Here is a 23,468-nt window from a genome sequence, read left to right as displayed (position 1 = left end):
TCAGCGTACGATCGTGCCGGTGCGGCGGATCTTGCGTTGCAACTGCATCAAACCGTACAGCAACGCCTCGGCGGTCGGCGGGCAGCCGGGCACATAAATGTCCACCGGCACAATGCGGTCACAGCCACGCACCACCGAATAGGAATAGTGATAATAGCCACCGCCATTGGCGCAGGACCCCATCGAGATCACATAGCGCGGCTCGGGCATCTGGTCGTAAACCTTGCGCAGCGCCGGGGCCATCTTGTTGGTCAGCGTGCCGGCCACGATCATCAGGTCGGACTGGCGCGGCGAGGCGCGCGGCGCGATGCCAAAGCGTTCGGCATCATAGCGCGGCATCGAGGTATGCATCATCTCGACCGCGCAGCAGGCCAGACCGAATGTCATCCAGTGCAGGCTGCCGGTACGGGCCCAGTTGATGACATCCTCGGCGGAAGTCAGCAAAAAGCCCTTGTCCTGCAGCTCGCGGTTCAGCGCTTGGGTGGCGACCTCTTTGTCAGCCCCGGCGGTGTTGACCCCTGTCATCACTCCCATTCCAGCGCCCCCTTCTTCCATTCATAGGCAAAGCCAGCAGTCAGCACGGCGAGGAAAACCATCATCGACCAGAAGCTGGCATCGCTGAGGTTCTTGAATCCGACGGCCCAAGGAAACAGCATGGCGATTTCAAGATCGAAGATGATGAACAGGATCGACACGAGGTAGAACCGCACATCGAATTTCATCCGCGCATCATCGAAGGCGTTAAAGCCGCATTCATAGGCGCTCACCTTTTCCGGGTCCGGGTTGCGGACCGCGAAAACAACCGCAGCAAGGATCAGAACCAGCCCAAGCCCGATGGCGATAGCCAGAAACACCAGAATCGGGAGGTATTCCCGCAACAGATCTTCCACGAAAGGCTCCTTTCCCGTGCGCAGTCTAGGGCGCACCGTCAATTGGCATGTTGACCTGCCGCTTCTCTACTCCCGCCGATCCGAAGCGTCAACCGAGGCCGGGCCATTCAAACACGGTTGTTTGTGGCTATTTCAATGGGCTTGCTCTGCTTGATATGTTCAGCTTTCCGAGGATTTCACCCAGAAATGCCGCGACGCAGCGTCACGCGCCGCGTCGCCCTACCTGAGTCTGCGTTCGACGAGGTTGTGTTGGATGAGTCTGGGTTGGATGAGTCTGTGGCCGTCCCTGTGTTCATCTCTGTGACCAGATGTCGGTCCGACCACGGGATCAAGGCGGGGTGAGGCCCCCGCCCCTCTCCCGTCGCTCTCGAATCGCCAGCGGCGCGCTGGTCAGCCGCCCTGCACCCAACCGGGTTTGCGCTTGCCGAAAAAGGCGGCGATGCCTTCCTTGGCCTCTTCGCCTTCCCAGCGGTCCACCAGCGCGCGGATGGTGTGATCGATCACCGCCTCGTCGATGCGCGGTCCCAGATCGCGGGTCAGTCGCTTCGCCGCCGCCACCGCACCGGGCGCGCAAGACAGATAGGGCAAGACCTCGGCCTGTGCCGCCGCCATCAGCTCCTCCACAGGCACGGTGCGCGCCAAAAGACCCAGTTCCACCGCTTCGGCAGCATCGAACAGGCGGGCCGACATGAACACCCGACGCGCCCGCGCCTCGCCCATGCGGGCAATGACATAGGGCCCAATGGTGGCCGGAATCAGCCCCAGCCGAGTCTCGGTCAGACCCATTTTCAGATGATCCGCCCCCAAGGTCACATCACAGACCGAGGCCAGCCCGACCCCGCCGCCAAACGCATTGCCCTGCAGCGCCCCGATCAAAGGCTTCGGCAAGGTGTTGAGCGCCTGCAACGCCAGTGCCAGCTTGCGCGCCTCGATAAAGCGGGTCTCGGGGTCGGCCGCCATCTGGTCCTGCATCCACCCCAGATCGCCACCAGCGCAAAAGCTTTTGCCAGCCCCGGTCAGAATCACCGCGCGCACCGAATCGTCGGCCCCCAGCGCCTTGGCCGCCTGCGTCAGTTCCGCGATCATCTTGGCCGACATCGCGTTGTGCTTCTCACTCCGGTCCAGCGTCAGCGTGGCAACGCCGCGCGCATCGCTCTCAACGATGAGGGTCTCATAGCTATACATGTTCAAATCTCCTTACCCGCGCCCGTGCCCACACGCATCGCCCGCGCCATATCGGCCGCCTCGGCGATCACCGCCGCATCCAGCCCGGTCTCGTATCCTAGCCGCTCCAGATGCTCCTGAACCGCCTCTGTCGCCACATTGCCCGCCGCCCCCGGCGCATAGGGGCAGCCGCCCAGCCCGCCGACCGCGGCGTCGAACACCCGCAGGCCCAGCTCAAGCGAGGCGTCGATATTGGCCAGCGCGCGCCCGGCGGTGTCATGATAGTGCCCCGCCAGCCTGTCCGCCGGCACATGATCCAGCACCGCGCGCAGCATCGCGGCGATGCGCTCCGGGGTGCCCTGCCCGATGGTGTCGCCCAATGAGATTTCATAACAGCCCATGGTGAAAAGCATATCGGCCACCTCTGCCACCTTGTCCGGCGGGGTCGGCCCGTCATAGGGGCAGTCGCTCACACATGAGATATAGCCGCGCACCGGCATCTCGATGTCGCGTGCGGCCTCCATGATCGGCGCGAATCGTGCGATGCTCTCGGCAATACTCGCGTTGATATTGGCCTTGGAGAATCCCTCCGAGGCGGCGGCAAACACCGCGACCTCATCCGCCCCGGCCGCCACCGCGTCCTGAAATCCGCGCATATTCGGCGTCAGCGCGGCATAGCGTAGGCCGGGCACCCGGGTGATGCCAGCCAAGACCTCGGCGCTGCCAGCCATCTGCGGCACCCATTTGGGGCTAACGAAACTGGCGCATTCAATGCGGGAAAACCCCGCACGGCTCAAACAATCGACCAGCGCCACCTTTTCCGAGACGGGAATCGGCCGCTTTTCGTTCTGCAGCCCATCGCGCGGACCCACTTCAAAGATTTCGACCCGTTCGCCCATCTCGTGCTCCCGTCCCTTTTCTTCTTGTTCCAAATACTCATCTTCTTAGTTCAAATACGGACCGGAACGCGACGATCCCGCGCCCGCTCACTCTTCTTCCTCTTCCAGCCGCACCAACGGCGCCCCCGCCTCGACCTGCGCGCCGGCCACGGCCAGAACCTCGGCCACCACACCGTCGCGGGCGGCAATCAGGGTATGTTCCATCTTCATCGCCTCAAGAACAGCCAGCTTGCGGCCCGCCTCCACCTGATCGCCGGCGGCGACAAAGACCGCCTTGACCAGCCCCGGCATCGGCGCCTGAATTAGATTGCCAGCGGCCGCACCCTCGGCCTCGCGATCCAGCGGATCGATCACGCTAAACACATGACCGGGGCCATCAAACAGCGTGATCTCTGCGCCGCTCTGCGCCATGGGTACGGCGAGGGCGACATCGAACCGCCAGCCCTCCGCCCCGCGCAGCGCCACGACCTGTTCGCCGTCAACCTCGATCATCGCGCGGTCCGGGGCCTGCATGTGGATCACGCAGGTCAGCTCCTCCTCCCCCAGCCGAAGCGTCACGCTGCGCGCCAGCGGCGACCACAGGGTGAACCCACTCAGCGCGCCGCCCTCCATCAGCCCGGCGGCGGCAAGCCCGGCCTGCGCCAAAAGCTGCGGCGTCGGGGCCTCGGCGCGGATCAGATCCTCCAGATCCCGCTCGATCAGCCCGGTATCGACATTCCCCGCCGCGAAGCCCACGTGCCGGGTCAAAGCCCCCAAAAACGCCAGATTGGTGACCGATCCCGCGACTTCGCAGTCTTCCAGCGCGCGGGTCAGGCGTGCCAGCGCGATCGCACGCGTCGGACCATGGGTGATCACCTTGGCAATCATCGGGTCATAAAACGGGCTGATCACGTCGCCAGCCCGCACGCCGCTGTCGATCCGGGCCTGCGCCGGGAACTCCAGATGCGTCAGCTTGCCGGTGGCGGGCAGAAAGCCCTTGGGCACATCCTCGGCATACAGCCGCGCCTCAAAAGCGTGGCCGGTCAACGTGATCTCATCCTGCGTCAGCGGCAGCGGTTCGCCCGCGGCAACGCGAAGTTGCCATTGCACCAGATCGATGCCGGTGATCGCCTCGCTCACCGGATGCTCGACCTGAAGCCGCGTGTTCATCTCCATGAACCAGAACCGGTCCGGGCGCAGCCCATCGGAGGCGTCGACGATGAATTCAATCGTGCCCGCGCCCTTGTAGCCAATCGCTTTGGCCGCGCGCACCGCCGCCTCGCCCATCGCGGCGCGCATCTGCGCCGTCATGCCGGGCGCCGGGGCCTCTTCGATCACCTTCTGGTGGCGGCGCTGAAGCGAGCAATCACGCTCGAACAGATGGACAGCGTCCTCGCCGTCACCGAACACCTGCACCTCGATATGGCGCGGGGTTTCCACCAGTTTCTCGATCAGCACCGCGTCGTTTCCAAACGCCGTGCGCGCCTCGGACCGAGCGCTGTCGAGCGCTGCGGCGAATTCCTCCGGGCGCGCGACCTTGCGCATCCCCTTGCCGCCGCCGCCTGCAACCGCCTTGATCAACACCGGATAACCGATGGTGTCGGCGGCCCCCGCCAGATGCTCCGGGTCCTGATTGTCACCATGATAGCCGGGCACCACCGGCACGCCGGCCTCTTCCATCAGTTTCTTGGCCGCATCCTTGAGCCCCATGGCACGGATCGCCTGCGCCGAGGGGCCGATAAAGGTCAGACCGGCGGCCTCGACCGCATCGACGAAATCGGGGTTCTCGGACAGGAAGCCATAGCCGGGATGGATCGCCTGCGCGCCACTCGCGCGCGCGGCCTCGATGATCACATCGCCGCGCAGATAGCTGTCGGACGGGGCCGAACCACCGATATGTACGGAGTCATCGGCCATTTGTACGTGTTTGGCCCCGGCATCGGCGTCGGAATACACCGCCACCGTCCGCACCCCCATGGAGCGCGCGCTTTCGATCACCCGGCAGGCAATCTCGCCACGGTTGGCAATCAGGATCTTGTTGAACATGCGTCAGGTCCTTTCATAGGATGCGCAGCGGGGGCGTTGCCGTTTCCTGTGTCGCGCCAACGGCGCCCCTTCGAGGAGTATTTATCCGCCAGAAAAAGACGGGTCGGAAATGCAGACGCGGCGGGCAAGCTCATGTCACCGCGCCCCGCCAGCCGCCGCCGAGCAGTGCCTCGGCCTCGGACATCATCGCGGTCAGGATCTCGCCCGCCGGGGGGCGATCATGGATCAGGCCCGCAGCCTCTCCCACGAAGGTATTGGCGCGGCTCGGATCGCCAGCGTCCCAGCCGGCCTTCCAGTCTGCGGCAATCTCACCGGCATGGGCGACAAGCCCCTGCGGGTCGTCATGCCAGCGCTCGGTCACCGGGTTTTTCAGGACGCGGGCGGTAAAGCGGCCCGGCCAGCTCAGCCCGCGCGCCGCGTCCATCACGCTGCTGCGGATCGTGTCGTCGCCGCTGGCGGCGATGGCGGCGTCGGTCATGCCCGGCGCGGCAAGGGATTCCGCGCTGGCCCAGAACCGCGAACCCACAAGCACCCCATCGGCGCCCAGCATCAACGCGGCGGCCAGTCCGCGCCCGTCGCCAATCCCACCCGCCGCCAGCAGCAAGGTGTCGGGGGCATGCACGGCCAGCCAGTCCGCCACCTCTGGCACCAAGGTCAGGGTTGCGCGTTTCTCGCCATGACCACCGGCCTCGGTGCCCTGCGCCACGATCACATCGGCCCCTGCCCCGGCAGCCAGTTTTGCATCCGCCAAGGTCTGCACCTGACAGATCAGCGGCACGCCGGCGGCGCGGATCGCGGCGGCAAAGGGGGTCGGATCGCCAAAGGAGAGAAAAACGGCGGCAGGCTTGCGCGCCAGAACTTGGTCGAGCAGCCCCGGCGTTTCCTGCAATTTCTCTCGCAATTTCCAAGTGATGAAGCCGCAACCGACAGAGGTGTTTCCCGCCGCATCGAATTCCCGCGCGATCCAACCCGCATCACAATAGCCGCCGCCGATCAGGCCCAGCCCCCCGGCGCGCGTCACCGCCGCTGCCAGCCGCCCACCGGTGGCCAGCGCCATCGGCGCGCAGAGCACCGGGGCGTCAATGCCAAAGCGTCGGGTCAGTCGGGTTTCAATCATGGCATTTCTCCCTGCCGCAGACGGCCTGTCCACATCACATCCGGAACACGCCGAAGCGGGTGTCCTCGATCGGCGCGTTGAGCGCGGCGGTGAGGCTGAGCGCCAGCACGTCGCGGGTCTTGCGCGGATCGACCACGCCGTCGTCCCAAAGCCGGGCCGAGGCATAAAGCGGATGCGACTGGCGCTCGAACATCTCCAGCGTGGGGCGTTTGAACTCGGCTTCCTCCTCGGCGGACCAACTGCCCCCCGCACGTTCGATGCCGTCGCGCTTGACCGTGGCCAGCACGCCCGCCGCCTGTTCGCCGCCCATCACCGAGATGCGGGAATTGGGCCAGCTCCAAAGAAAGCGGGGCTGATAGGCACGACCGGACATGCCATAATTGCCCGCCCCAAAACTGCCACCGACCAGCATGGTGATCTTGGGCACATTGGTGGTGGCGACGGCGGTGACCATCTTGGCCCCGTGCCGCGCGATACCCTCGTTTTCGTATTTGCGCCCGACCATGAAGCCGGTGATGTTTTGCAGGAAAACCAATGGGATATGGCGCTGACTGCACAGTTCGACGAAATGCGCCACCTTTTGCGCCGCCTCCGAGAGCAGAACCCCGTTGTTGCCCACTATCCCCACCGGGCAGCCCATGACATGGGCAAACCCGGTCACGATGGTTTCGCCAAAACGCGGCTTGAACTCGTCAAAGCGCGACCCGTCAACCACCCGCGCGATTACCTCGCGGATGTCATAGGGGGTGCGCAAATCGGCCGGCACGGCGCCAAGTATCTCGTCCGGATCATAGGCGGGCGCTTCGGGGGATTGCCATTGTACCGTCGCCGGTTTGGCGCGGTTCAGGTGGCTGATCGCGCGCCGCGCCAGCGCCAGCGCGTGGGCGTCATCCTCGGCCAGGTAATCGGCGACGCCGGACAGGCGCGTATGCACATCACCGCCGCCCAGATCCTCGGCGCTGACCACCTCGCCGGTGGCGGCCTTGACCAGCGGCGGACCGGCCAGAAAGATCGTGCCCTGTTCCTTGACGATGATGGTGACGTCCGACATCGCCGGCACATAGGCGCCACCCGCGGTGCAAGACCCCATCACCACGGCGATCTGCGGGATGCCACGGGCCGACATATTGGCCTGATTGTAGAAGATGCGCCCGAAATGGTCGCGATCCGGAAACACCTCGTCCTGTTGCGGCAGGTTGGCACCCCCCGAGTCCACCAGATAGACGCAAGGCAGCGCGCATTCGGCGGCGATTTCCTGCGCGCGCAGGTGCTTTTTGACCGTCATCGGGAAATAAGTGCCGCCCTTTACGGTGGCGTCATTGCACACGACCATGACATCTTGCCCATGCACCCGGCCAATCCCGGCAATCACCCCGGCACAGGGGGCGGCATTTCCATACATGTCATGCGCCGCAGTGGCGCCGATTTCCAGAAAGGGCGAACCGGGGTCGAGCAGGTTGGCGACCCGCTCACGTGGCAGCATCTTGCCGCGCGAGAGATGGCGCGCGCGGGATTTCTCGCCGCCGCCTTCCGCCGCCGTGAGCGCGGCCTCGCGCACCCGCTCCAACGCCTCAAGATGGGCGTCGCGGTTGGCCTGAAACTCCTCGGACGAGGGGATGATCTTGGACGTGAGTTTCATTGTTCCGCCTCCTGTTCCGCCGCTGCGCGACGCTTCAATTCCTTGCGGATCACCTTGCCCGTCACCGTCATCGGCAGCGCGTCAAGAAAGGTGATTTCCCTTGGATAGGAATAACTTGCAAGTCGATCCTTAACGTAGCTCTGAAGCTCTTTCCCGATCACTTTAGCATCCGGTTTCAGCACCACATAGGCTTTGACGATCTCAGTACGCAACGGGTCCGGCTTGCCGACCACCCCCACGGTGGCAACGTCTGGATGCGTCATCAGGCAATCCTCGATCTCGGCCGGGCCAATGCGGTAGCCAGCCGAGGTGATGACATCATCCTCGCGCCCCATGAAGCGCAGGTAGTCGCCCTCCCAGATGCCACGATCACCGGTAATCAGCCACGCGCCGTGGAATTTCTCGGCGGTGGCCTGCGGGTTGTTCCAGTAGTCCAGCAGCATCGAGGCCGAGCCACGGCGCACCGCGACGTCGCCCTCGTCCAGCGTTGGTTGGCCATCCGCGTCCAGCACGGCGATCTCATGCCCCGGCACCGGCTTGCCGATGCACCCCGGACGGGCCGGAAAATCGGCACCGCAACTCGTCGCGATCATATTGCATTCGGTCTGGCCATAGAATTCGTTGATCTCAAGCCCAAAGGCGCGGCGCCCCCAGGCCAGCATCTCGGCGCCCAGTGGCTCGCCGCCCGAAGCGACCGAGCGCAGGCCGGGCACCGATTGCTCGGCCGCCTTCAACATACGCAGGGCCGTGGGCGGGAAAAACACGTTTCGGACAGAGGCTTGCGCGATGATGTTCGCGGCGCCCTCGGGGGTGAATTTCTCCATCCGCGCGGCCACCACCGGCACCCTCAGCGCCAGCCCCGGCATCAGCACATCGAACAGCCCCCCGATCCAGGCCCAGTCGGCGGGTGTCCAAAGACAATCGCCGGGCTGGCCCAGATGATCATGGCTCAAACTGACCCCGGGCAGATGGCCGGTCAACAGCCGGTGCCCGTGCAGCGCGCCCTTGGGGCTACCAGTGGTGCCCGAGGTATAGATGAGCACCGCCGGATCCTCTGGGCCGGTCTCGGCAAAGGGCAGCGGTTCGCCGTCGATTGCCGCTGTGTCCACCATCAGGGGCCGGGCCAGATCGCCCAGCAGCGCCGCGCCCTCGGGATCGGTCAGGACCAGATTTGCACCCGCATCCCCCACCCGGCTGCGCAGCGCATCCTGTTTGAACAGCTTGAACAAGGGCACGGAAATCGCGCCGATTTTCCAGATCGCCAGATGCGCCGCCGCACACGCCGGGGATTGGCTGAGCAACACGCCAACCCGATCCCCGCGCACCACGCCCTCGGACAACAATCGGCGGGCCAGCCCGTCCGCCATCGCGGCCAAAGCGCCCCGGGTCACGTCGCGGCGTGCCGGTCCGGTCAGATCGATGATCGCCAGCGCATCGGCGTCGCCGTCCAGCGCCTGCGCGGCCATGTTCAACCGTGCGGGCACATCCCAGCCCCCCGCAGGCGTCAATCCGGGTATGACCTGAGCGAAACTCATATCCTAATCCATTGATAGTTATTGACTTTAAGGCTTTCCTGACCGGCATGTCCGGTGCTGAAACCACGCGAAACTTGATCCAGATCAGCGTCAGGAACAACGTGAGTTGCAATGGTCCGCTCACAATCAGAAGAGAGGACAGAACGATGACACGCCAAACGGCTGCACTGCTTTTTTCGACGGCTCTTGCCGCGATGCTCGCCGGGCCTCTGGCGGCGCAATCCCAAGGGGATTGGACCGTGGGTGTCGGGTTCGGCTATGTCGATCCGAAATCCGACAATGGCACGCTGGCAGGTGCTGCGGCCACCATCAACGAGAGCGTACGCCCCACCATTACCGGTGAGTATTTTTTCCGCGACAACTGGGGCATCGAGATCTTGGCTGCCACCCCGTTCGAACATGACGTGAGCGTCGGCGGTGCCTATGCTGCGACGGTCAAGCAACTGCCCCCGACCCTGAGCGTGAACTACCATATCCCGACCCAATCGGCCTTTACCCCGTTTGTTGGTGTTGGCTTGAACTACACCACCTTCTTCGACGAAACCTCTCCGCTCGGGACGATTTCGCTGGATGATTCCTGGGGCGTGGCGGCCCACGCCGGCGTCGACTATGAAATCAGCGATAACGGTTCGCTGCGCATGGATGTGCGCTGGGTCGACATCAACTCCGACGTGACGCTGAACGGCGCCTATATCGGCGAGGCCGAGATCGACCCGCTGGTCTGGGGCATTTCCTACGTTCATCGGTTCTGATCCCTTTACCGTCGCCGGGCAATCTGCCCGGTGTTGCCGATCGGTCCGCGCGTCTCCCTCGTCGCGCGGACCGATTGCATTTCGGGGCTGCCGATCAGGCCATTGCCGCCATCATCTCACGCCCGATCAACATGCGGCGGATCTCGCTGGTGCCGGCGCCGATCTCCATCAGTTTGGCATCGCGGAAGATGCGGCTTACGGCAGCATCGGACAAGAAGCCCGCCCCGCCCATCGCCTGCACCGCCTGATGCGCCTGTTTCATCGCCTCCTCCGAAGCATAAAGACAGCAGGCCGCCGCGTCCTGGCGGGTGACGGTGCCCTTGTCGCAGGCCTTGGCCACCTCATAGACATAGGCGCGGGCCGAATTCATCGCGGTGTACATATCCGCGATCTTGCCCTGCATGAGCTGGAAACTCCCGATCGGCTGACCGAACTGCTTGCGCTCGGCCAGATAGGGCATGATTTCATCCAGACAGGCCGCCATGATACCGGTGCCGATCCCGGCCAGCACCACGCGCTCGTAATCCAGCCCGGACATCAGAACGCGCACGCCTCGCCCCTCTTCTCCCAGCACATTTTCGAACGGCACCTCGCAGTCCTCAAAGATCAGCTCGGCGGTGTTGGAGCCGCGCATACCCAGCTTGTCGAAATGCGGTGAGGTCGAGAATCCCTTCATCGTCTTTTCGACGATAAAGGCGGTGATCCCGCGCGAGCCCGCCTCGGGATCGGTCTTGGCATAAACCACCAGCGTGTCGGCATCGGGACCGTTGGTGATCCAGTACTTGTTGCCGTTGAGCACATAGTACCCGTTGCGCTTTTCCGCCCGCAGCTTCATCGACACCACGTCAGACCCGGCACCGGGTTCGCTCATCGCCAGAGCGCCCACATGTTCGCCCGAGATCAGCCCGGGCAGGTATTTCTGCTTTTGCGCCTCGCTGGCATTCAGCTTGATCTGGTTCACGCAGAGGTTGGAATGCGCCCCATAGGACAGCGAGACCGAGGCCGAGGCGCGGGCGATTTCCTCGACCGCGATGGTATGGGCAAGATAGGACATCGCCGCCCCGCCATACTCCTCGGACACGGTGACCCCCAACAGGCCCATATCCCCCATCTCGCGCCACAGATCGGCGGGAAAATTGTTGCTGCGGTCGATCTCGGCCGCCATCGGCTTGATCCGCTCCTGCGCCCAGCGATGCACCGCATCGCGTAGCGCGTTCACATCCTCGCCCAGATCGAATTGCATAGTTGCGTTGAACATGGCCCCCTCCAGCGGTTTAATGAACGACTGTTCATTTAATAAGGGCAAGACATGAGTCGCGTCAAGCGTCGCTTGTCAGCGATGTTTAACCGATGGCTTCAGAGGACAGGATCTGCGCCTCTTCGGCGCAGGGGATCAGAAAGAAGGAAACCTCGGTTCCCTCACCCTCAGTGCTGTGCACCTTGATGGACCCGCCGTGTTCCTCGACAATGGACTGCGCAATGACCAGACCAATCCCGGCACCATCTGAACGGCGGGTGTCGGAGGTGTCAGCCTGAGTAAAGGGCGTAAAGATGTCCGGCTTGAAATGCTCTGGTATTCCGATGCCATAGTCGCACACGGAAACGGCGATTCGGGCCCCGTCCCGCCGCACTCGGATTTCGACCCTGCCGCCGTCATGCGAGAATTTGATCGCATTGGAGAGCAGAATTCCAAACACTCTGGACAAGCCGATCGCATCGCCCTTGACGCAGACCGGATCCCCCTGCGCGACAAAGACCACCCGAACCTGTTTCGACGATTTGTAATCCGCGACCCCGGAAATCGCCCCGGTGATCACCTCATCAAGGACAACACGACCCATTTTGGACATCATGCGCCCGGCGGCGATCCGCTCCATGTCCAGAAGGTTTTCGATCAACGCCTCAAGACGCGCGGTATTCTTCAGCCCCATTTCGGAAAGTTGCACGGCCTGCTTCGCCCCGTTCAGCGCCAGCCCGGTCTTGATCAGACCAAAGGCCCCCCGGATCGCGGTCAGCGGCGTGCGCAGCTCATGGCTGATATTGGAAATGAATTGCCGCTTGGTAATCTCGGCCTGCTTGCGCTTGCTGATGTTGCGCACATGCGCCAGAAAGCGCGGTTCTTCACCATGGGGGCGGATCAGTTGGATCGTCACCTCTGCCGGGGCGATCTGCCCATCGGGCTGTTTATGCTCGGCCTCAAAGGTGATCCATTTGCTTCCCCCGGCAAGAAGTGGCTGCAAATGACTGCGAAAGTCCCGTTTCGTCACCCCATGAAGCAGCTTGGCAGGTGTCAGGCTGATCTTGCTGCCGCGCCGAATCCGCAGCCGGATCCGGGCGCTTTGGTTCAGGTAAAAGACCTCCAGCGTGTCCGGCCAGAACAGATAAATCTCGTCCTTGATCAGATCAAAGGACAGCTGCCGCTGCAATTGCGCCTCGGCCCGTTTGGACTCGGTGATATCCGTATGGATCGACAGAAACTTTTCCGGGCGCCCGTCCGGCGAGAAAAACGGGACCACCGTTGCCTTGACCCAATAGGGATCGCCATTCTTGCGGATTTGCTTAACTTCGCCGTACCAAGTCTCGCCATTGGTGATTTTCGCCCAAAGGTCCTCGTATAAAGACGCCGGTTGCTCCGCCGAGCGCAGGATGCGATGGGTCTGGCCGACCAGTTCTGCCTTGGAATACCCGCTGATCTGGGCAAACCGATCGTTCACATAGAGGATTTTCTCATCGGTATTCGCGACGCTGACAAGCGCGTGCTGGTCCAGCGCATGGGCAAGAAAACTTTCACCGGCCCCGACCCCATCCCCGGCAGACCGCTGCACAACCGTGGGAAAAAGTGCAACCAAATCCGGGTGAACCTTTCCGCCAGCCATAAGACATCCTTTCATGTTGCCGCGAACATCCAAACGCAACATATGCGATTTTTGCCAAATTAACCACTATAGGTTGCTGCGCACATAAAAAGTCACCATTCGATAGATTTCCAAAGCCAATCCGGCACGATCCCGCCGAAGCAGGACACGTCAAAGGCAGCCGGACACGCCAAAGACGATCGTCTCAGAGATGCGAAACCGTCGATTTGAAAAGCAAATGGGGAGAACAGCACCGACTACAAGCACGCAGACAAAATACAAGCATCAGAACAACTGCGTGCGCAAACTGACACAGCTTTGGACCGTGAATCAAGACCTTAGGATCAGGTTTTCGCGGGGCAGCCCTGAAAAACGGCACTGACCTCGGCGCGGATGATGCGTGCGACCAGTGCGCAATCCTCGACGCTGAAGGTCAAAGGAACCCGCATATCTAGAATGCCGGCCAGCACCCGGTCGGTTTGCGGCATCGGTTCACTGGCAACATAGCGCCAGCTATCATAGCGCGAGGTGAACCCCTGCGGCTCGGGCGCGCCGAACCATTTCAGTTCCACCCCGCGGGCGGCACAGCGGCTCAGCACCGCGCGAACGTTGTCGGCCGTCCAGTCTGGCAACAGGACCTGGAACGATGAGCCGACAAAATGCTCGGCCTCGGGCCGATCGATCACGCGCAAGCCGGGCGTGCCGCGCAGCCCCGCTTCCAGCACGCGGTAGCGGTCGTTCCAACGGCTTACCTGCCGGTCAAGAACGCGCAATTGCGGGCGCAGGATCGCGGCGCGCAGATTGTCCATCCGCCCCGAGATATTGGGGGTGTCATATTTCACCCGCTCGAACACCTCGGCACTTGGCGCCGCCAGATGGCGGTCATACAGCATATAGGAACCTGACAGGATCACCGCCCGCGCCGCGATCTCTTCGTCGTCGGTGACCAGCAGCCCACCTTCGCCGGAATTCACATGCTTGTAGGTCTGGCAGGAATAGCACCCCACCACCCCGTGCCGCCCAGAGGGCACGCCGTTCCACGTCGCCCCCATGGTATGGGCGCAATCCTCGATCACGATCACCCCGGCATCGGTGCAGATCCGCATCAGCTGGTCCATGTCACAGAGATGCCCGCGCATATGGCTGAGCAACAGCACCCCGGCCCGCTCCACCTTGGCGGCCAGATCGTCAAGATCAATGGTCAACGCCTCGTTGACCTCGACAAAAAGCGGCTGCGCCCCGATCGAGGCAATCGCGCCGGGCACCGGGGCAAGGGTGAAGGCGTTTGTCAGCACCGGCTCGCCCGGCTTTACCCCCGCCGCCCGCAGCGCCGTGGACAAGGCATAGCCGCCCGAGGTCACCGCAAGGCAATATTTCGCGCCCATCTGCGCGGCGAATTCCTGCTCCAAGAGAGCGGCTTCGCCCAGCTCCCCCTCGGTCAGGTTGTAACGGTGCAGGCGGCCACTGCGCAGCACGCTCAGTGCCGCTTCGATCCCGGCCTCTGGGATCGGCTCCTGCTGGGTGAAACTGCCAGTAAATATCTCGGTCATGCGGCGTTTGTGCGGCGCGGACCAGAGGGGGTCAAGAGCGGGCAGCGAGAATTCACAAAGGTGAAATACTTTGCGGGCAAAAGCGCACCGACGCAGCCGTCGTGACAGCGCCAAAGCGGGCAGAACTCAGCCGCGTTCCCTGCCCGATCAGCGGTTCATGCCGATCAGCTGTTCGCGCCAATCAACCGCGCGACCAGCGCCGGCAGATCCTCGTAGCGCTCAAGCAAGGCCTCTGGCTGCAACGCGGCCATATCGGCCCCTGATGGGCCAAAGGTGACCAGTACCGAGGGCACGCCAGCGGCCTTTGCGGTATTGCGGTCGGTATCGGAATCCCCCACCAGCAGGGTTTTCGCCGGATCGCCACCCACTCGCCGCGCCGCCTCGCGCAGCGGCTCGGGATCAGGTTTATGCACCTTTAGCGTATCGGCACCGACCAGCGCGGCAAAGGCATCGCGCACGCCAAGGCGTTGCAGCAGCATATCGGCCAGATGCTCGGGTTTGTTGGTGCAGATGCCGACGCCATAGCCCGACGCGCTCAACGCCGCCACCGCCTCCATCGCTCCGGGATACAGTACGCTGTGACGCGCGATATCCTCGGCATAGGCCTCCAGCAGCACGGGATAGAACGCCTCGACCACGTCGGGTTCATAGCGGCCCAGCCGCTCCAGCCCGACGCTCAGCATCCGCCTGCCGCCGCGCAGCGCAACGCCCTGATCCGTTTCGGGGTCCAGCACATCACGCCCCTCGATCTGGCGGAAGCAGGCATTCGCCGCAGCGATCAGATCCCCCGAGGTATCAGCCAGCGTCCCGTCCAGATCAAAGATCACACTGCGCATGGTTGTCTCCTCTCGGCGTTTTTCCGCCCATCCGTGTTGCAGCCCGCAACCTTGTTTGATCGCGCTAACGGTTGCGTCGACCCCCGCAGCGGATAAAACGGACCCGAACAAAAGACAAAGAGAAAACGCATGCGCATTGCCCTTGTCATCCTCGCCGCCGGAAAAGGCACGCGGATGAATTCCGATCTTCCCAAGGTTCTCCACCCGATCGGCCAGGTGCCAATGCTGGCCCATGCGATGCAAAGCGGCGGCGCGGTCAGCCCCGAACGCACCGTGATCGTTGCGGGCCATGGCGCCGATCAGGTCGCCCGCGCGGTGGAGGAGATCGACGAGACCGCGCAGGTGGTGCTGCAAGAGGAACAGCTTGGCACCGCCCATGCAGTCGATCAGGCCCGCGCGGCGCTGGAGGGGTTCGACGGGGATGTCGTGGTGCTTTACGGCGACACCCCCTTCATCCGCCCCGAAACGCTGGAGCGGATGCTCGCGGCGCGCGCGCAGCATGATCTGGTGATCCTCGGGTTCGATGCCGCCGATCCGGCCCGCTATGGCCGCCTGGTCATGCAGGGCGATCAGTTGGAACGGATCGTCGAATACAAAGACGCTAGCGATGAGGAACGCGCGCTAAGCTTCTGCAATAGCGGCATTATGACGGGAGACGCGCGCGCGCTGTTCGATCTGATTTCACGCGTCGGCAACGATAACGCCTCGGGCGAATACTATCTGACCGATGTGGTGGAGTTGGCCCGCGACAGTGGTCTGTCGGTCACGGCGATTGCCTGCGACGAAGAGGAAACGCTCGGCATCAACTCCCGCGCCGATCTGGCCGCCGCCGAGGCGGTGTTCCAGAACCGCGCCCGGGCAGAGTTGCTGGAGACCGGGATCACCATGACCGCGCCCGATACCGTACATCTGGCCTTCGACACCGTGATTGGCCGCGATGCGCTGATCGAGCCCAATGTCGTGTTCGGCCCCGGTGTGACGGTGGAATCCGGGGCCACGATCCGCGCCTTTTCCCATCTGGAAGGCTGCCATGTCAGCCGCGGCGCGGTGGTCGGCCCCTATGCGCGGCTGCGCCCGGGCGCGGAACTGGCCGAAGACTGTCACGTCGGCAATTTCGTCGAAATCAAGAATGCCACGATTGCCGAGGGCGCCAAGGTCAATCACCTGAGCTATATCGGCGATGCCAGTATCGGCGCCGGCAGCAATATTGGAGCGGGCACCATCACCTGCAACTATGACGGCGTGATGAAGCATCACACCGAAATCGGAAAACGGGTCTTTATCGGGTCGAACACAATGCTGGTGGCGCCGGTCACAGTGGGCGACGGGGCGATGACGGCCAGCGGGTCCGTCATCACCCGCAACGTCGAATCCGAAGCCTTGGCCATCGCCCGCGCCAAGCAAGAGAACAAACCGGGCCACGCCCGGAAATTGTTCGATTTGTTAAAGGCGAAAGCAGCGAAACGCGCCATGGAGGCCAAATAATGTGCGGAATTGTCGGGGTCCTTGGGAAACACGAAGTGGCGCCCATCCTGGTCGAGGCGCTGAAGCGATTGGAATATCGCGGCTATGACAGCGCCGGGATCGCCACAATCAACAACGGCGTTCTGGACCGCCGTCGCGCGGTCGGCAAGCTGGTCAATCTAAGCGATCTTCTGGTGCATGAGCCGCTGGCGGGGAAATCCGGCATTGGTCACACCCGCTGGGCCACCCACGGGGCGCCGACCCTGAACAACGCCCACCCACACCGGGCCGGGGCCGTCGCGGTTGTGCACAACGGCATCATCGAAAACTTCCGCGAGCTGCGCGCTGAACTGGCTGCCGACGGCATCGACTTTCAGACCGACACCGATACCGAAACCGTGGCGCTGCTGGCCGAACGGTTCCTGAACCGGGGGGAAACCCCGGTCGAGGCCGCGATGAAAACCATCGACCGACTGGAGGGTGCCTTTGCGCTGGCGTTCCTGGTCGAGGGCGAGGATGACCTGATCATCGCCGCGCGCCGCGGCTCTCCGCTGGCGATCGGGCATGGCGACGGCGAGATGTATGTCGGCTCTGACGCGATCGCGCTGGCGCCGTTGACTGACCGCATCACCTATCTCGAGGAAGGCGACCGCGCCCTCCTTACCCGCACCACGCTGGAGATCCGCGACGCCAAGGGCGCGCAGGTGAGCCGCCCGGTCAAGACCGTGCGTATCGACAGCGCCAGTGCGGACAAGGCCGGGCACAAGCATTTCATGGCCAAGGAGATCGCCGAACAGCCTGCCGTTCTGAGCGACGCGATCCGCCACTACCTGCCCGCCAACGAGGACTCCGTGCGCCTGCCCGGCGAGGGGATCGACTTTGCCGGGGTCCAGCGGTTGACGCTGGTGGCCTGCGGCACCGCCTATTATGCCTGTCTGACAGCGAAATACTGGTTCGAGCAACTCGCCCGGATTCCGGTCGAGGTCGATATCGCCAGCGAATTCCGCTATCGTGAACCGCCGCTGCCGGCGGGGACCGTTGCGCTGTTCGTTAGCCAGTCGGGCGAGACCGCCGATACCCTTGCCGCGCTGCGCTATTGCAAGGGCAAGGCGGATCGCATCCTCTCGGTGATCAATGTGCCGGAAAGCTCGATCGCGCGGGAAAGCGATCTGGCGCTGCCGATTCACGCCGGGGTCGAGATCGGCGTCGCCTCGACCAAGGCGTTCACCTGTCAGTTGACCGTTCTGTTGATCCTTGCGCTCAAGGCTGCCGCCGACCGGGGCGAGATGACGCCAGAAGCCTTGGCCGATCACGTCGCGGCCCTGCGCGGCCTGCCGCATCTGCTCAATGCGGCGCTGGAGTGCGACGGTGCGGTCCGGGGCGCGGCGCAACGTCTCAGCGCCGCGCGCGACGTATTGTTCCTTGGCCGCGGCCTGATGTATCCGCTCGCGCTGGAAGGGGCACTTAAGCTGAAGGAAATCAGCTATATACACGCCGAAGCTTATGCTGCGGGAGAGTTGAAACACGGCCCCATCGCGCTGATCGATTCCGAGATGCCGGTGGTGGTGATGGCACCGAAGGATGCGCTGTTCGACAAGACGATTTCGAACATGCAGGAGGTGATGGCGCGAGAGGGCAAGGTCTTGCTCATCTCTGATGCCGCCGGGCTGGCCGAGGCACAAGAGGGGATCTGGATGTCGATCACCATGCCCCGGGTTCACCCGGCCATCGCGCCGATCCTCTATGCGGTGCCGGCGCAGCTTTTGGCCTATCACACCGCGATCGCCAAGGGGACGGATGTGGATCAACCCCGCAACCTCGCCAAATCGGTGACGGTTGAATAGGCGGGTTGATTGGTCGGGCGGGATTGGCCAGAGGGTGCGACGCTGTTAGGGACATCTGACGCGGCGTACCCTGTGCCGCGAAACCGGGAGTTCGAGGGCCAGAATGTACAGTTTTTCCTGCATGCCGGATCTGCGCCATGACGCTTGAAGAGGCGCTAGCCCAGCTGGAGGCCCATATCGAACCGGGCCGTGCCGAACAGATGGCGAGCTATCACAAGCAAAAGCGCGTGGTTCTGGGCCTTCCCAACCCCGCGATCAACGAATTAACCCAGAACTGGCGACAAGCGCTTTCCGTTGAGGAGCGCGTCGCGCTGGCCGATCAACTTTGGCAAACCGATATTTTCGAGGCGCGACTGGCGGCGGCGAAGCTTCTGACGCAGGCGCGGATGCGGCCCGATGCGGACGCTTGGGCGCTGATCCAAAGCTGGGTGCCCGCGTTTGACAGCTGGGCGATTGCCGATCACGCCTGCATCGCGGCGCAAAAACGGCTGGTGGCCGATCCCGCCCGGTTGGGTCAGGTCGAAGACTGGACCCGGTCCGAACATATGTGGACCCGGCGCGCGGCGCTGGTCGCCACCCTGCCCTGGACCAAGCAGAACCACCCCAAGCCCGAGGATCTGGAGCGGCGCGACCGTATTCTGGGTTGGGCGGCGGGCTATGTCCCCGAGCGCGACTGGTTCATTCAAAAGGCCATCGGCTGGTGGCTGCGCGATCTGAGCAAACATGACCCGGACCGTGTGCGGGCCTTTCTGGCCGAACATGGCGAGGCGATGAAGCCGTTTGCCCGCAAAGAAGCGGCGAGATACCTGCCGAAGGAAACGCCGGACGATCAGCTGCCGGCGTAAACCTCGACCTCGATCAACTCGGTCAACGGCACGCCAAGGGCGCGCATCGCCTCCAGCGACAGCCGACTTCCGGCGGAGACCTCGCCCACAGCCGGAAGCAGCGCCACCGCCACCCAGCGCCCGGTGGTGGGCCAGACCACGCGGCCCTTGCCGCCCGTGGTGACCAACGGCGTTTCCAGCCAAAGCCCGGTTTTCGTCGGATCGCCCAGCCCGGCCACGGTGGTGCCGAGGCTGCCATCACGGGCCTGTGGCACGGCGGCCACCGGCGGCTGATCCGGCAGGACGTCAGCGGCGGGGGGGAGTGCGGCCGGCTCTTGCGCCGGGGCCGCCTTGCTTTGTCCAAGGCCGCCCAGACCGCCACGTACGGTGTCGACCACGCCGTTTACCTGCGTGCAGCCAGCCACAAGGGCGAGGGAAAGGATCATCGCATGTCTCATGGCAGCGAGCTTATCGCGCTGCAATGCCCCTTGCCAGTGGCAATCCCCCTTGCCGCAGCGACGGGCTCACTCTACCTATGTCGCATGAGCGCCCCTTTGATCGATCCCTTTGCCCGCGCAATCACCTATCTGCGCGTCTCCGTCACCGACCGGTGCGATTTCCGCTGTGTCTATTGCATGTCGGAAAACATGACCTTTCTGCCCAAGAAAGAGCTGCTGACGCTGGAGGAGCTGGACCGCATGTGTTCGACCTTCATCCGGCTCGGGGTGGAAAAGCTGCGGATCACCGGCGGCGAGCCGCTGGTGCGGCGCGACATCATGACGTTTTTCCGCGCGATGACCCGGCATCTGGACAGTGGCGCTTTGAAAGAACTGACGCTGACCACCAATGGCTCGCAACTGGAACGCTTTGCGCAGGATCTGTTTGATGCGGGGGTGCGGCGGGTAAACATCTCGCTCGACACGCTGGACGAGGCGAAATTCGCCGATGTCACCCGTTGGGGTCGGTTGCCGCAGGTGCTGCGCGGCATCGATGCGGCGCAAAAGGCCGGGCTGCGGGTGAAGATCAACGCCGTCGCGCTCAAAGGGTTCAACGAGGACGAACTGCCGCGCCTCACCGAATGGTGCGCCGAGCGTGACATGGACCTGACCTGGATCGAGGTCATGCCGATGGGCGATATCGGCAACGAGGACCGGCTGGATCAATACTGGTCGCTCGACGACGTGCGCGCGCGCTATGCCCAGCACTATACCGTCACCGATCTGAGCGAACGCTCTGGCGGGCCAGCGCGCTATGTCCGGCTGGAAGAAAGCGGGCAGAAGGTCGGTTTCATCACGCCGCTGTCGCATAATTTCTGCGAAAGCTGCAACCGCGTGCGCCTGACCTGCACGGGCGAGCTGTACATGTGTCTGGGCCAGGAAGACATGGCCGACCTGCGCGCGCCGCTGCGGCAGGATGCGGCCAGCGAGGCACCGCTGGAGGCCGCCATCCGCGCCGCCATCTCGCATAAGCCCAAGGGGCATGATTTCGACTATTCCCGGCAACGGGCCGACGGGCAAATGTCGCGCCACATGAGCCATACGGGCGGCTGAATGACCCGCCCGACGGCGCTGTATCGCCTGTATCGCACGGTGACGCCGCTGCTGCTGCCCTTGGTTTGGCGGCAGGCCGCGCGCAAGCTGCGCGATCATGGGGTAAGCCGGGCGCGCAGCCGCGAGCGGCTGGGCCATGCCACCCTGCCCCGTCCTGCCGGGCGCCTAATCTGGTTCCATGCCGCCAGCGTCGGCGAAAGCCTGTCGGTGTTGCAACTGATCACCCGATTGGGCGTGCGGTTGCCGGATGCGAATTTCCTGATCACCTCGGGCACCGCCACCTCGGCCGAATTGCTAGCCAAGCGGATGCCGCCGCGCTGTCGCCATCAGTTCGCGCCGCTGGATGGCAGCGGACCCGTGCGCCGCTTTCTGGACCACTGGCGCCCCGATGCCGCGCTGTTTGTCGAGAGCGAGCTTTGGCCGCAGATGATCGTCGAGGCCGCAGGCCGGGGAATTCCGCTGGCGCTGGTCAATGCCCGGCTGTCGGCGAAATCGGTGGCCGGGTGGAAACGATGGCCGGATACCGCGCGGTTTCTGCTCTCCCACTTCGCGCTGTTGATGGCCCAGAGCCGCGGCACCGCCAAAGACCTGATCGAAATGGGCGCGCCGGAGGGGCGGGTGAAACTGGGGGTGAACCTGAAATCCACCTCGGCGCCGCCGCCGGTCGACACAGCCGTGGTCGAACAGATCCGCGCCGCGATCGAGCCGCGCCCGCTGTGGCTGGCCAGTTCCACCCACTCCGGCGAAGAACCCGTGGTGCTGGATGCCTATCGCCGTCTGCTGGTGGCCTATCCCGATCTTGTGCTGATCCTCGCCCCGCGCCACCCGGAACGGGGACAAGAGGTCGCCGATCTGATCGCGGGCGCCGGTCTGAGCTGTGCCCGGCGCAGCACCGGCGCGGTGCCGGGACCAAGCACGCAGGTCTATCTGGCCGATACGCTGGGCGAAACCGGGAGCTGGTATACCCTCGCCCCCTTTGCCTTTCTCGGGGCCTCGCTGGTGGCCAAAGGCGGCCACAACCCGATCGAGCCGGCCCAGTTCGGCGTGCCGCTAATCACCGGCCCGCATCGGGAGAACGCCCGCGCCGCCTATGACGCGCTTGCCGCCGCTGGCGGTCTGATCGAAGCGCAGGACGCCACCACGCTTGCGGCGGCGGTGGCGGATTGGCTGGATCACCCGGAGCGGCTGAAAGCGGCGCAGGACGGTGCCCGCAGTCTGGTGCAACGGCAGGAACAGGCGCTGGAGACGGTGGTGTCTGGCATTTGCGCGACGCTCGGGTTGGAAACGCTGTTGGAGACGAAACCGGAGGTAGGTGATGTCTGAACTGTTCGTCACCAATTTCAACCGCAATTTCACCGGGGTCTCGGCCACTGCCGCCAATGTGATCCGGCAACAGATCAAGACCCATGATTTGGCGCTGGTGGGGCATCCCCTGCCCGGCTGCCCGGACCCGATCCCGCTGTCGCAGGCCCGCGCCCTGTCGCGCCAACCGCCGCCAGGGCGGCCGTTTTCGATCTGGCATGTGCGCCGCAATACAGAGATGCGCGCGGCGATCTGGGCCCGCGACGTGCTGCGACTGCCGATCCGCATCGTCTTTACCTCGTCGGCGCAGCGGCGACACTCGGCGCTGCCGCGCTGGCTGATTTCGCGCATGGATGCCATTGTCGCCACCACCGAACGCGCGGCGCAGTTCGTGCCCCATGTGCGCGCGGTGGTGCCGCACGGGGTGGATTGCGATCTGTTCACCCCTGCGCCGGATCGTGCCGCCGCCTGGGCCAGGCTGGGGTATGGTGGCACCATGGGAATTGCCACGGTGGGGCGGATCCGGCCCGAAAAGGGCACCGATCTGTTTGTCGAGTCTATGCTGCGCCTGTTGCCCGATCTGCCCGGTGCAACCGCGCTGGTGCTGGGGCGTGCCGCGCGCGAACATCAGGGATTTCTTGACGGTCTCAAGCGCCGTGTCAGTGCCGCCGGTCTGGGCGCGCGCATCCTGTTTCCCGGCGAAGTGCCCGCCGCCGACCTGCCCGCGTTGATGCGGGCGCTGTCGCTGGTGATGCAACTGCCGCGCTATGAGGGCTATGGCATGGTGCCGTTGGAAGGCATGGCGAGCGGCGCCCCCTTCGTGGCCAGCGAGGCCGGCTATTACCGCGCCTTTTCCGCGCAGGGGCGCAGCGGCATCGTGGTGGCACAGAAGGCGGCCTCCGAGGCGGCCGAGGCCGCCCGCGCCCTGCTTGGCGACCCGGCCCGTCACGTTGCAATGTGTCGAGCCGCGCGCGAGATCGCCGAAGGTCGTTTTAGCGCCCGCGCCGAGGCCGAGGGGATCGAGGCGGTCTATCAGGCGCTTTGGTCCGACGGCTGACGCCGGCGGGGTGTGTCGGAGCTAAGTGAAGTTTGGGGACGCTGCCCCCGTCGCGGCTTTGCCGCGCCTCCCCCGGAGTATTTTCAGCCAGAAAAAGGCAGGGGCGGATCGGGCCCGCCGGGCATGACACGAGGGCGGCGACGGGGGCCGCCCTCGCTTCGGTGG

The 23,468-nt window shown here is 64.1% G+C and carries 20 protein-coding genes; 7 read left to right on the top strand and 13 right to left on the bottom strand.

Features of this window, described 5'->3' with window-relative positions; all coding sequences use genetic code 11:
• The 8 genes from E1B25_RS04445 to E1B25_RS04410 all read right to left on the bottom strand — a co-directional run bounded on the left by E1B25_RS04445 (position 1) and on the right by E1B25_RS04410 (position 9,269).
• Complete coding sequence (locus E1B25_RS04445; protein WP_206338501.1) at positions 1–534, bottom strand: NuoB/complex I 20 kDa subunit family protein; 534 nt, start codon at positions 532–534, stop codon at positions 1–3.
• The gene (locus tag E1B25_RS04440) at positions 525–890 is read right to left on the bottom strand and encodes an NADH-quinone oxidoreductase subunit A (protein WP_132827465.1); all 366 of its coding nucleotides are present in this window, start codon (positions 888–890) and stop codon (positions 525–527) included. The genes E1B25_RS04445 and E1B25_RS04440 overlap by 10 nt, the downstream gene beginning before the upstream one ends.
• Before the next feature lie 390 nt (positions 891–1,280).
• A complete protein-coding gene (locus tag E1B25_RS04435; protein ID WP_132827464.1) occupies positions 1,281–2,075 on the bottom strand; it encodes a crotonase/enoyl-CoA hydratase family protein in 795 nt (264 codons plus the stop codon).
• Positions 2,076–2,077: 2 nt separating this feature from the next.
• Positions 2,078–2,953, bottom strand: coding sequence for a hydroxymethylglutaryl-CoA lyase (locus tag E1B25_RS04430; protein WP_132827463.1), 876 nt, complete (start codon positions 2,951–2,953; stop codon positions 2,078–2,080).
• 87 nt (positions 2,954–3,040) lie between these two features.
• Entirely contained in the window at positions 3,041–4,978 is a 1,938-nt protein-coding gene (locus tag E1B25_RS04425) for an acetyl-CoA carboxylase biotin carboxylase subunit (protein WP_132827462.1), read from the bottom strand.
• 130 nt (positions 4,979–5,108) lie between these two features.
• Complete coding sequence (locus E1B25_RS04420; protein WP_132827461.1) at positions 5,109–6,095, bottom strand: NAD(P)H-dependent flavin oxidoreductase; 987 nt, start codon at positions 6,093–6,095, stop codon at positions 5,109–5,111.
• A 34-nt stretch (positions 6,096–6,129) separates the two neighbouring features.
• The gene (locus tag E1B25_RS04415; RefSeq protein ID WP_132827460.1) at positions 6,130–7,734 is read right to left on the bottom strand and encodes a carboxyl transferase domain-containing protein; all 1,605 of its coding nucleotides are present in this window, start codon (positions 7,732–7,734) and stop codon (positions 6,130–6,132) included.
• Positions 7,731–9,269 carry an AMP-binding protein gene (locus E1B25_RS04410; protein ID WP_132827459.1) on the bottom strand — a complete coding sequence of 513 codons (1,539 nt, stop codon included), beginning with the start codon at positions 9,267–9,269 and terminating at the stop codon, positions 7,731–7,733. Before E1B25_RS04410 ends, E1B25_RS04415 begins: the two co-directional genes overlap by 4 nt.
• Positions 9,270–9,415: 146 nt before the next feature.
• On the opposite strand from E1B25_RS04410, the gene E1B25_RS04405 reads away from it, so the two are divergent.
• A complete protein-coding gene (locus E1B25_RS04405) occupies positions 9,416–10,021 on the top strand; it encodes an OmpW/AlkL family protein (protein ID WP_132827458.1) in 606 nt (201 codons plus the stop codon).
• A 94-nt stretch (positions 10,022–10,115) separates the two neighbouring features.
• Here E1B25_RS04405 and E1B25_RS04400 read toward each other — a convergent pair whose 3' ends face one another.
• From E1B25_RS04400 to E1B25_RS04385, 4 genes are all read right to left on the bottom strand, one after another.
• Complete coding sequence (locus tag E1B25_RS04400; protein WP_132827457.1) at positions 10,116–11,279, bottom strand: isovaleryl-CoA dehydrogenase; 1,164 nt, start codon at positions 11,277–11,279, stop codon at positions 10,116–10,118.
• Positions 11,280–11,364: 85 nt separating this feature from the next.
• Positions 11,365–12,897 (bottom strand): sensor histidine kinase, encoded by a 1,533-nt coding sequence (locus E1B25_RS04395; RefSeq protein ID WP_165937548.1) that lies wholly within the window; start codon positions 12,895–12,897, stop codon positions 11,365–11,367.
• A gap of 323 nt (positions 12,898–13,220) precedes the next feature.
• The gene (locus E1B25_RS04390) at positions 13,221–14,426 is read right to left on the bottom strand and encodes a DegT/DnrJ/EryC1/StrS family aminotransferase (RefSeq protein WP_132827455.1); all 1,206 of its coding nucleotides are present in this window, start codon (positions 14,424–14,426) and stop codon (positions 13,221–13,223) included.
• Positions 14,427–14,590: 164 nt separating this feature from the next.
• The gene (locus E1B25_RS04385) at positions 14,591–15,262 is read right to left on the bottom strand and encodes an HAD-IA family hydrolase (RefSeq protein ID WP_132827454.1); all 672 of its coding nucleotides are present in this window, start codon (positions 15,260–15,262) and stop codon (positions 14,591–14,593) included.
• A 129-nt stretch (positions 15,263–15,391) separates the two neighbouring features.
• Here E1B25_RS04385 and glmU point away from each other — a divergent pair, with 129 nt between their 5' ends.
• The 3 genes from glmU to E1B25_RS04370 all read left to right on the top strand — a co-directional run bounded on the left by glmU (position 15,392) and on the right by E1B25_RS04370 (position 19,415).
• Positions 15,392–16,747 carry a bifunctional UDP-N-acetylglucosamine diphosphorylase/glucosamine-1-phosphate N-acetyltransferase GlmU gene (glmU, locus tag E1B25_RS04380; protein ID WP_132827453.1) on the top strand — a complete coding sequence of 452 codons (1,356 nt, stop codon included), beginning with the start codon at positions 15,392–15,394 and terminating at the stop codon, positions 16,745–16,747.
• Positions 16,747–18,570, top strand: a complete 1,824-nt coding sequence (gene glmS / locus E1B25_RS04375) for a glutamine--fructose-6-phosphate transaminase (isomerizing) (RefSeq protein ID WP_132827452.1) — start codon at positions 16,747–16,749, stop codon at positions 18,568–18,570. The genes glmU and glmS overlap by 1 nt, the downstream gene beginning before the upstream one ends.
• A gap of 137 nt (positions 18,571–18,707) precedes the next feature.
• The gene (locus E1B25_RS04370; protein WP_132827451.1) at positions 18,708–19,415 is read left to right on the top strand and encodes a DNA alkylation repair protein; all 708 of its coding nucleotides are present in this window, start codon (positions 18,708–18,710) and stop codon (positions 19,413–19,415) included.
• Here the strand turns inward: E1B25_RS04370 and E1B25_RS04365 are convergent.
• Positions 19,400–19,852 (bottom strand): hypothetical protein, encoded by a 453-nt coding sequence (locus E1B25_RS04365; RefSeq protein ID WP_132827450.1) that lies wholly within the window; start codon positions 19,850–19,852, stop codon positions 19,400–19,402. The genes E1B25_RS04370 and E1B25_RS04365 overlap by 16 nt on opposite strands.
• An 84-nt stretch (positions 19,853–19,936) precedes the next feature.
• On the opposite strand from E1B25_RS04365, the gene moaA reads away from it, so the two are divergent.
• Genes moaA through E1B25_RS04350 form a run of 3 tightly spaced genes read left to right on the top strand, consistent with a single transcriptional unit; the run spans position 19,937 to position 23,303 of the window.
• Positions 19,937–20,944: a GTP 3',8-cyclase MoaA gene (moaA, locus tag E1B25_RS04360; RefSeq protein ID WP_132827449.1), complete on the top strand. Its 1,008-nt coding sequence runs from the start codon at positions 19,937–19,939 to the stop codon at positions 20,942–20,944.
• Positions 20,945–22,267 (top strand): 3-deoxy-D-manno-octulosonic acid transferase, encoded by a 1,323-nt coding sequence (locus tag E1B25_RS04355; RefSeq protein ID WP_132827448.1) that lies wholly within the window; start codon positions 20,945–20,947, stop codon positions 22,265–22,267. It abuts the gene before it with no gap.
• Positions 22,260–23,303 carry a glycosyltransferase family 4 protein gene (locus tag E1B25_RS04350; protein WP_132827447.1) on the top strand — a complete coding sequence of 348 codons (1,044 nt, stop codon included), beginning with the start codon at positions 22,260–22,262 and terminating at the stop codon, positions 23,301–23,303. The genes E1B25_RS04355 and E1B25_RS04350 overlap by 8 nt, the downstream gene beginning before the upstream one ends.
• Positions 23,304–23,468: the final 165 nt, after the last annotated feature.

It is taken from the genome of Antarcticimicrobium sediminis (assembly GCF_004348975.1).
GTDB lineage: Bacteria > Pseudomonadota > Alphaproteobacteria > Rhodobacterales > Rhodobacteraceae > Antarcticimicrobium > Antarcticimicrobium sediminis.
This window is presented reverse-complemented; position numbering and strand designations above follow the sequence as displayed.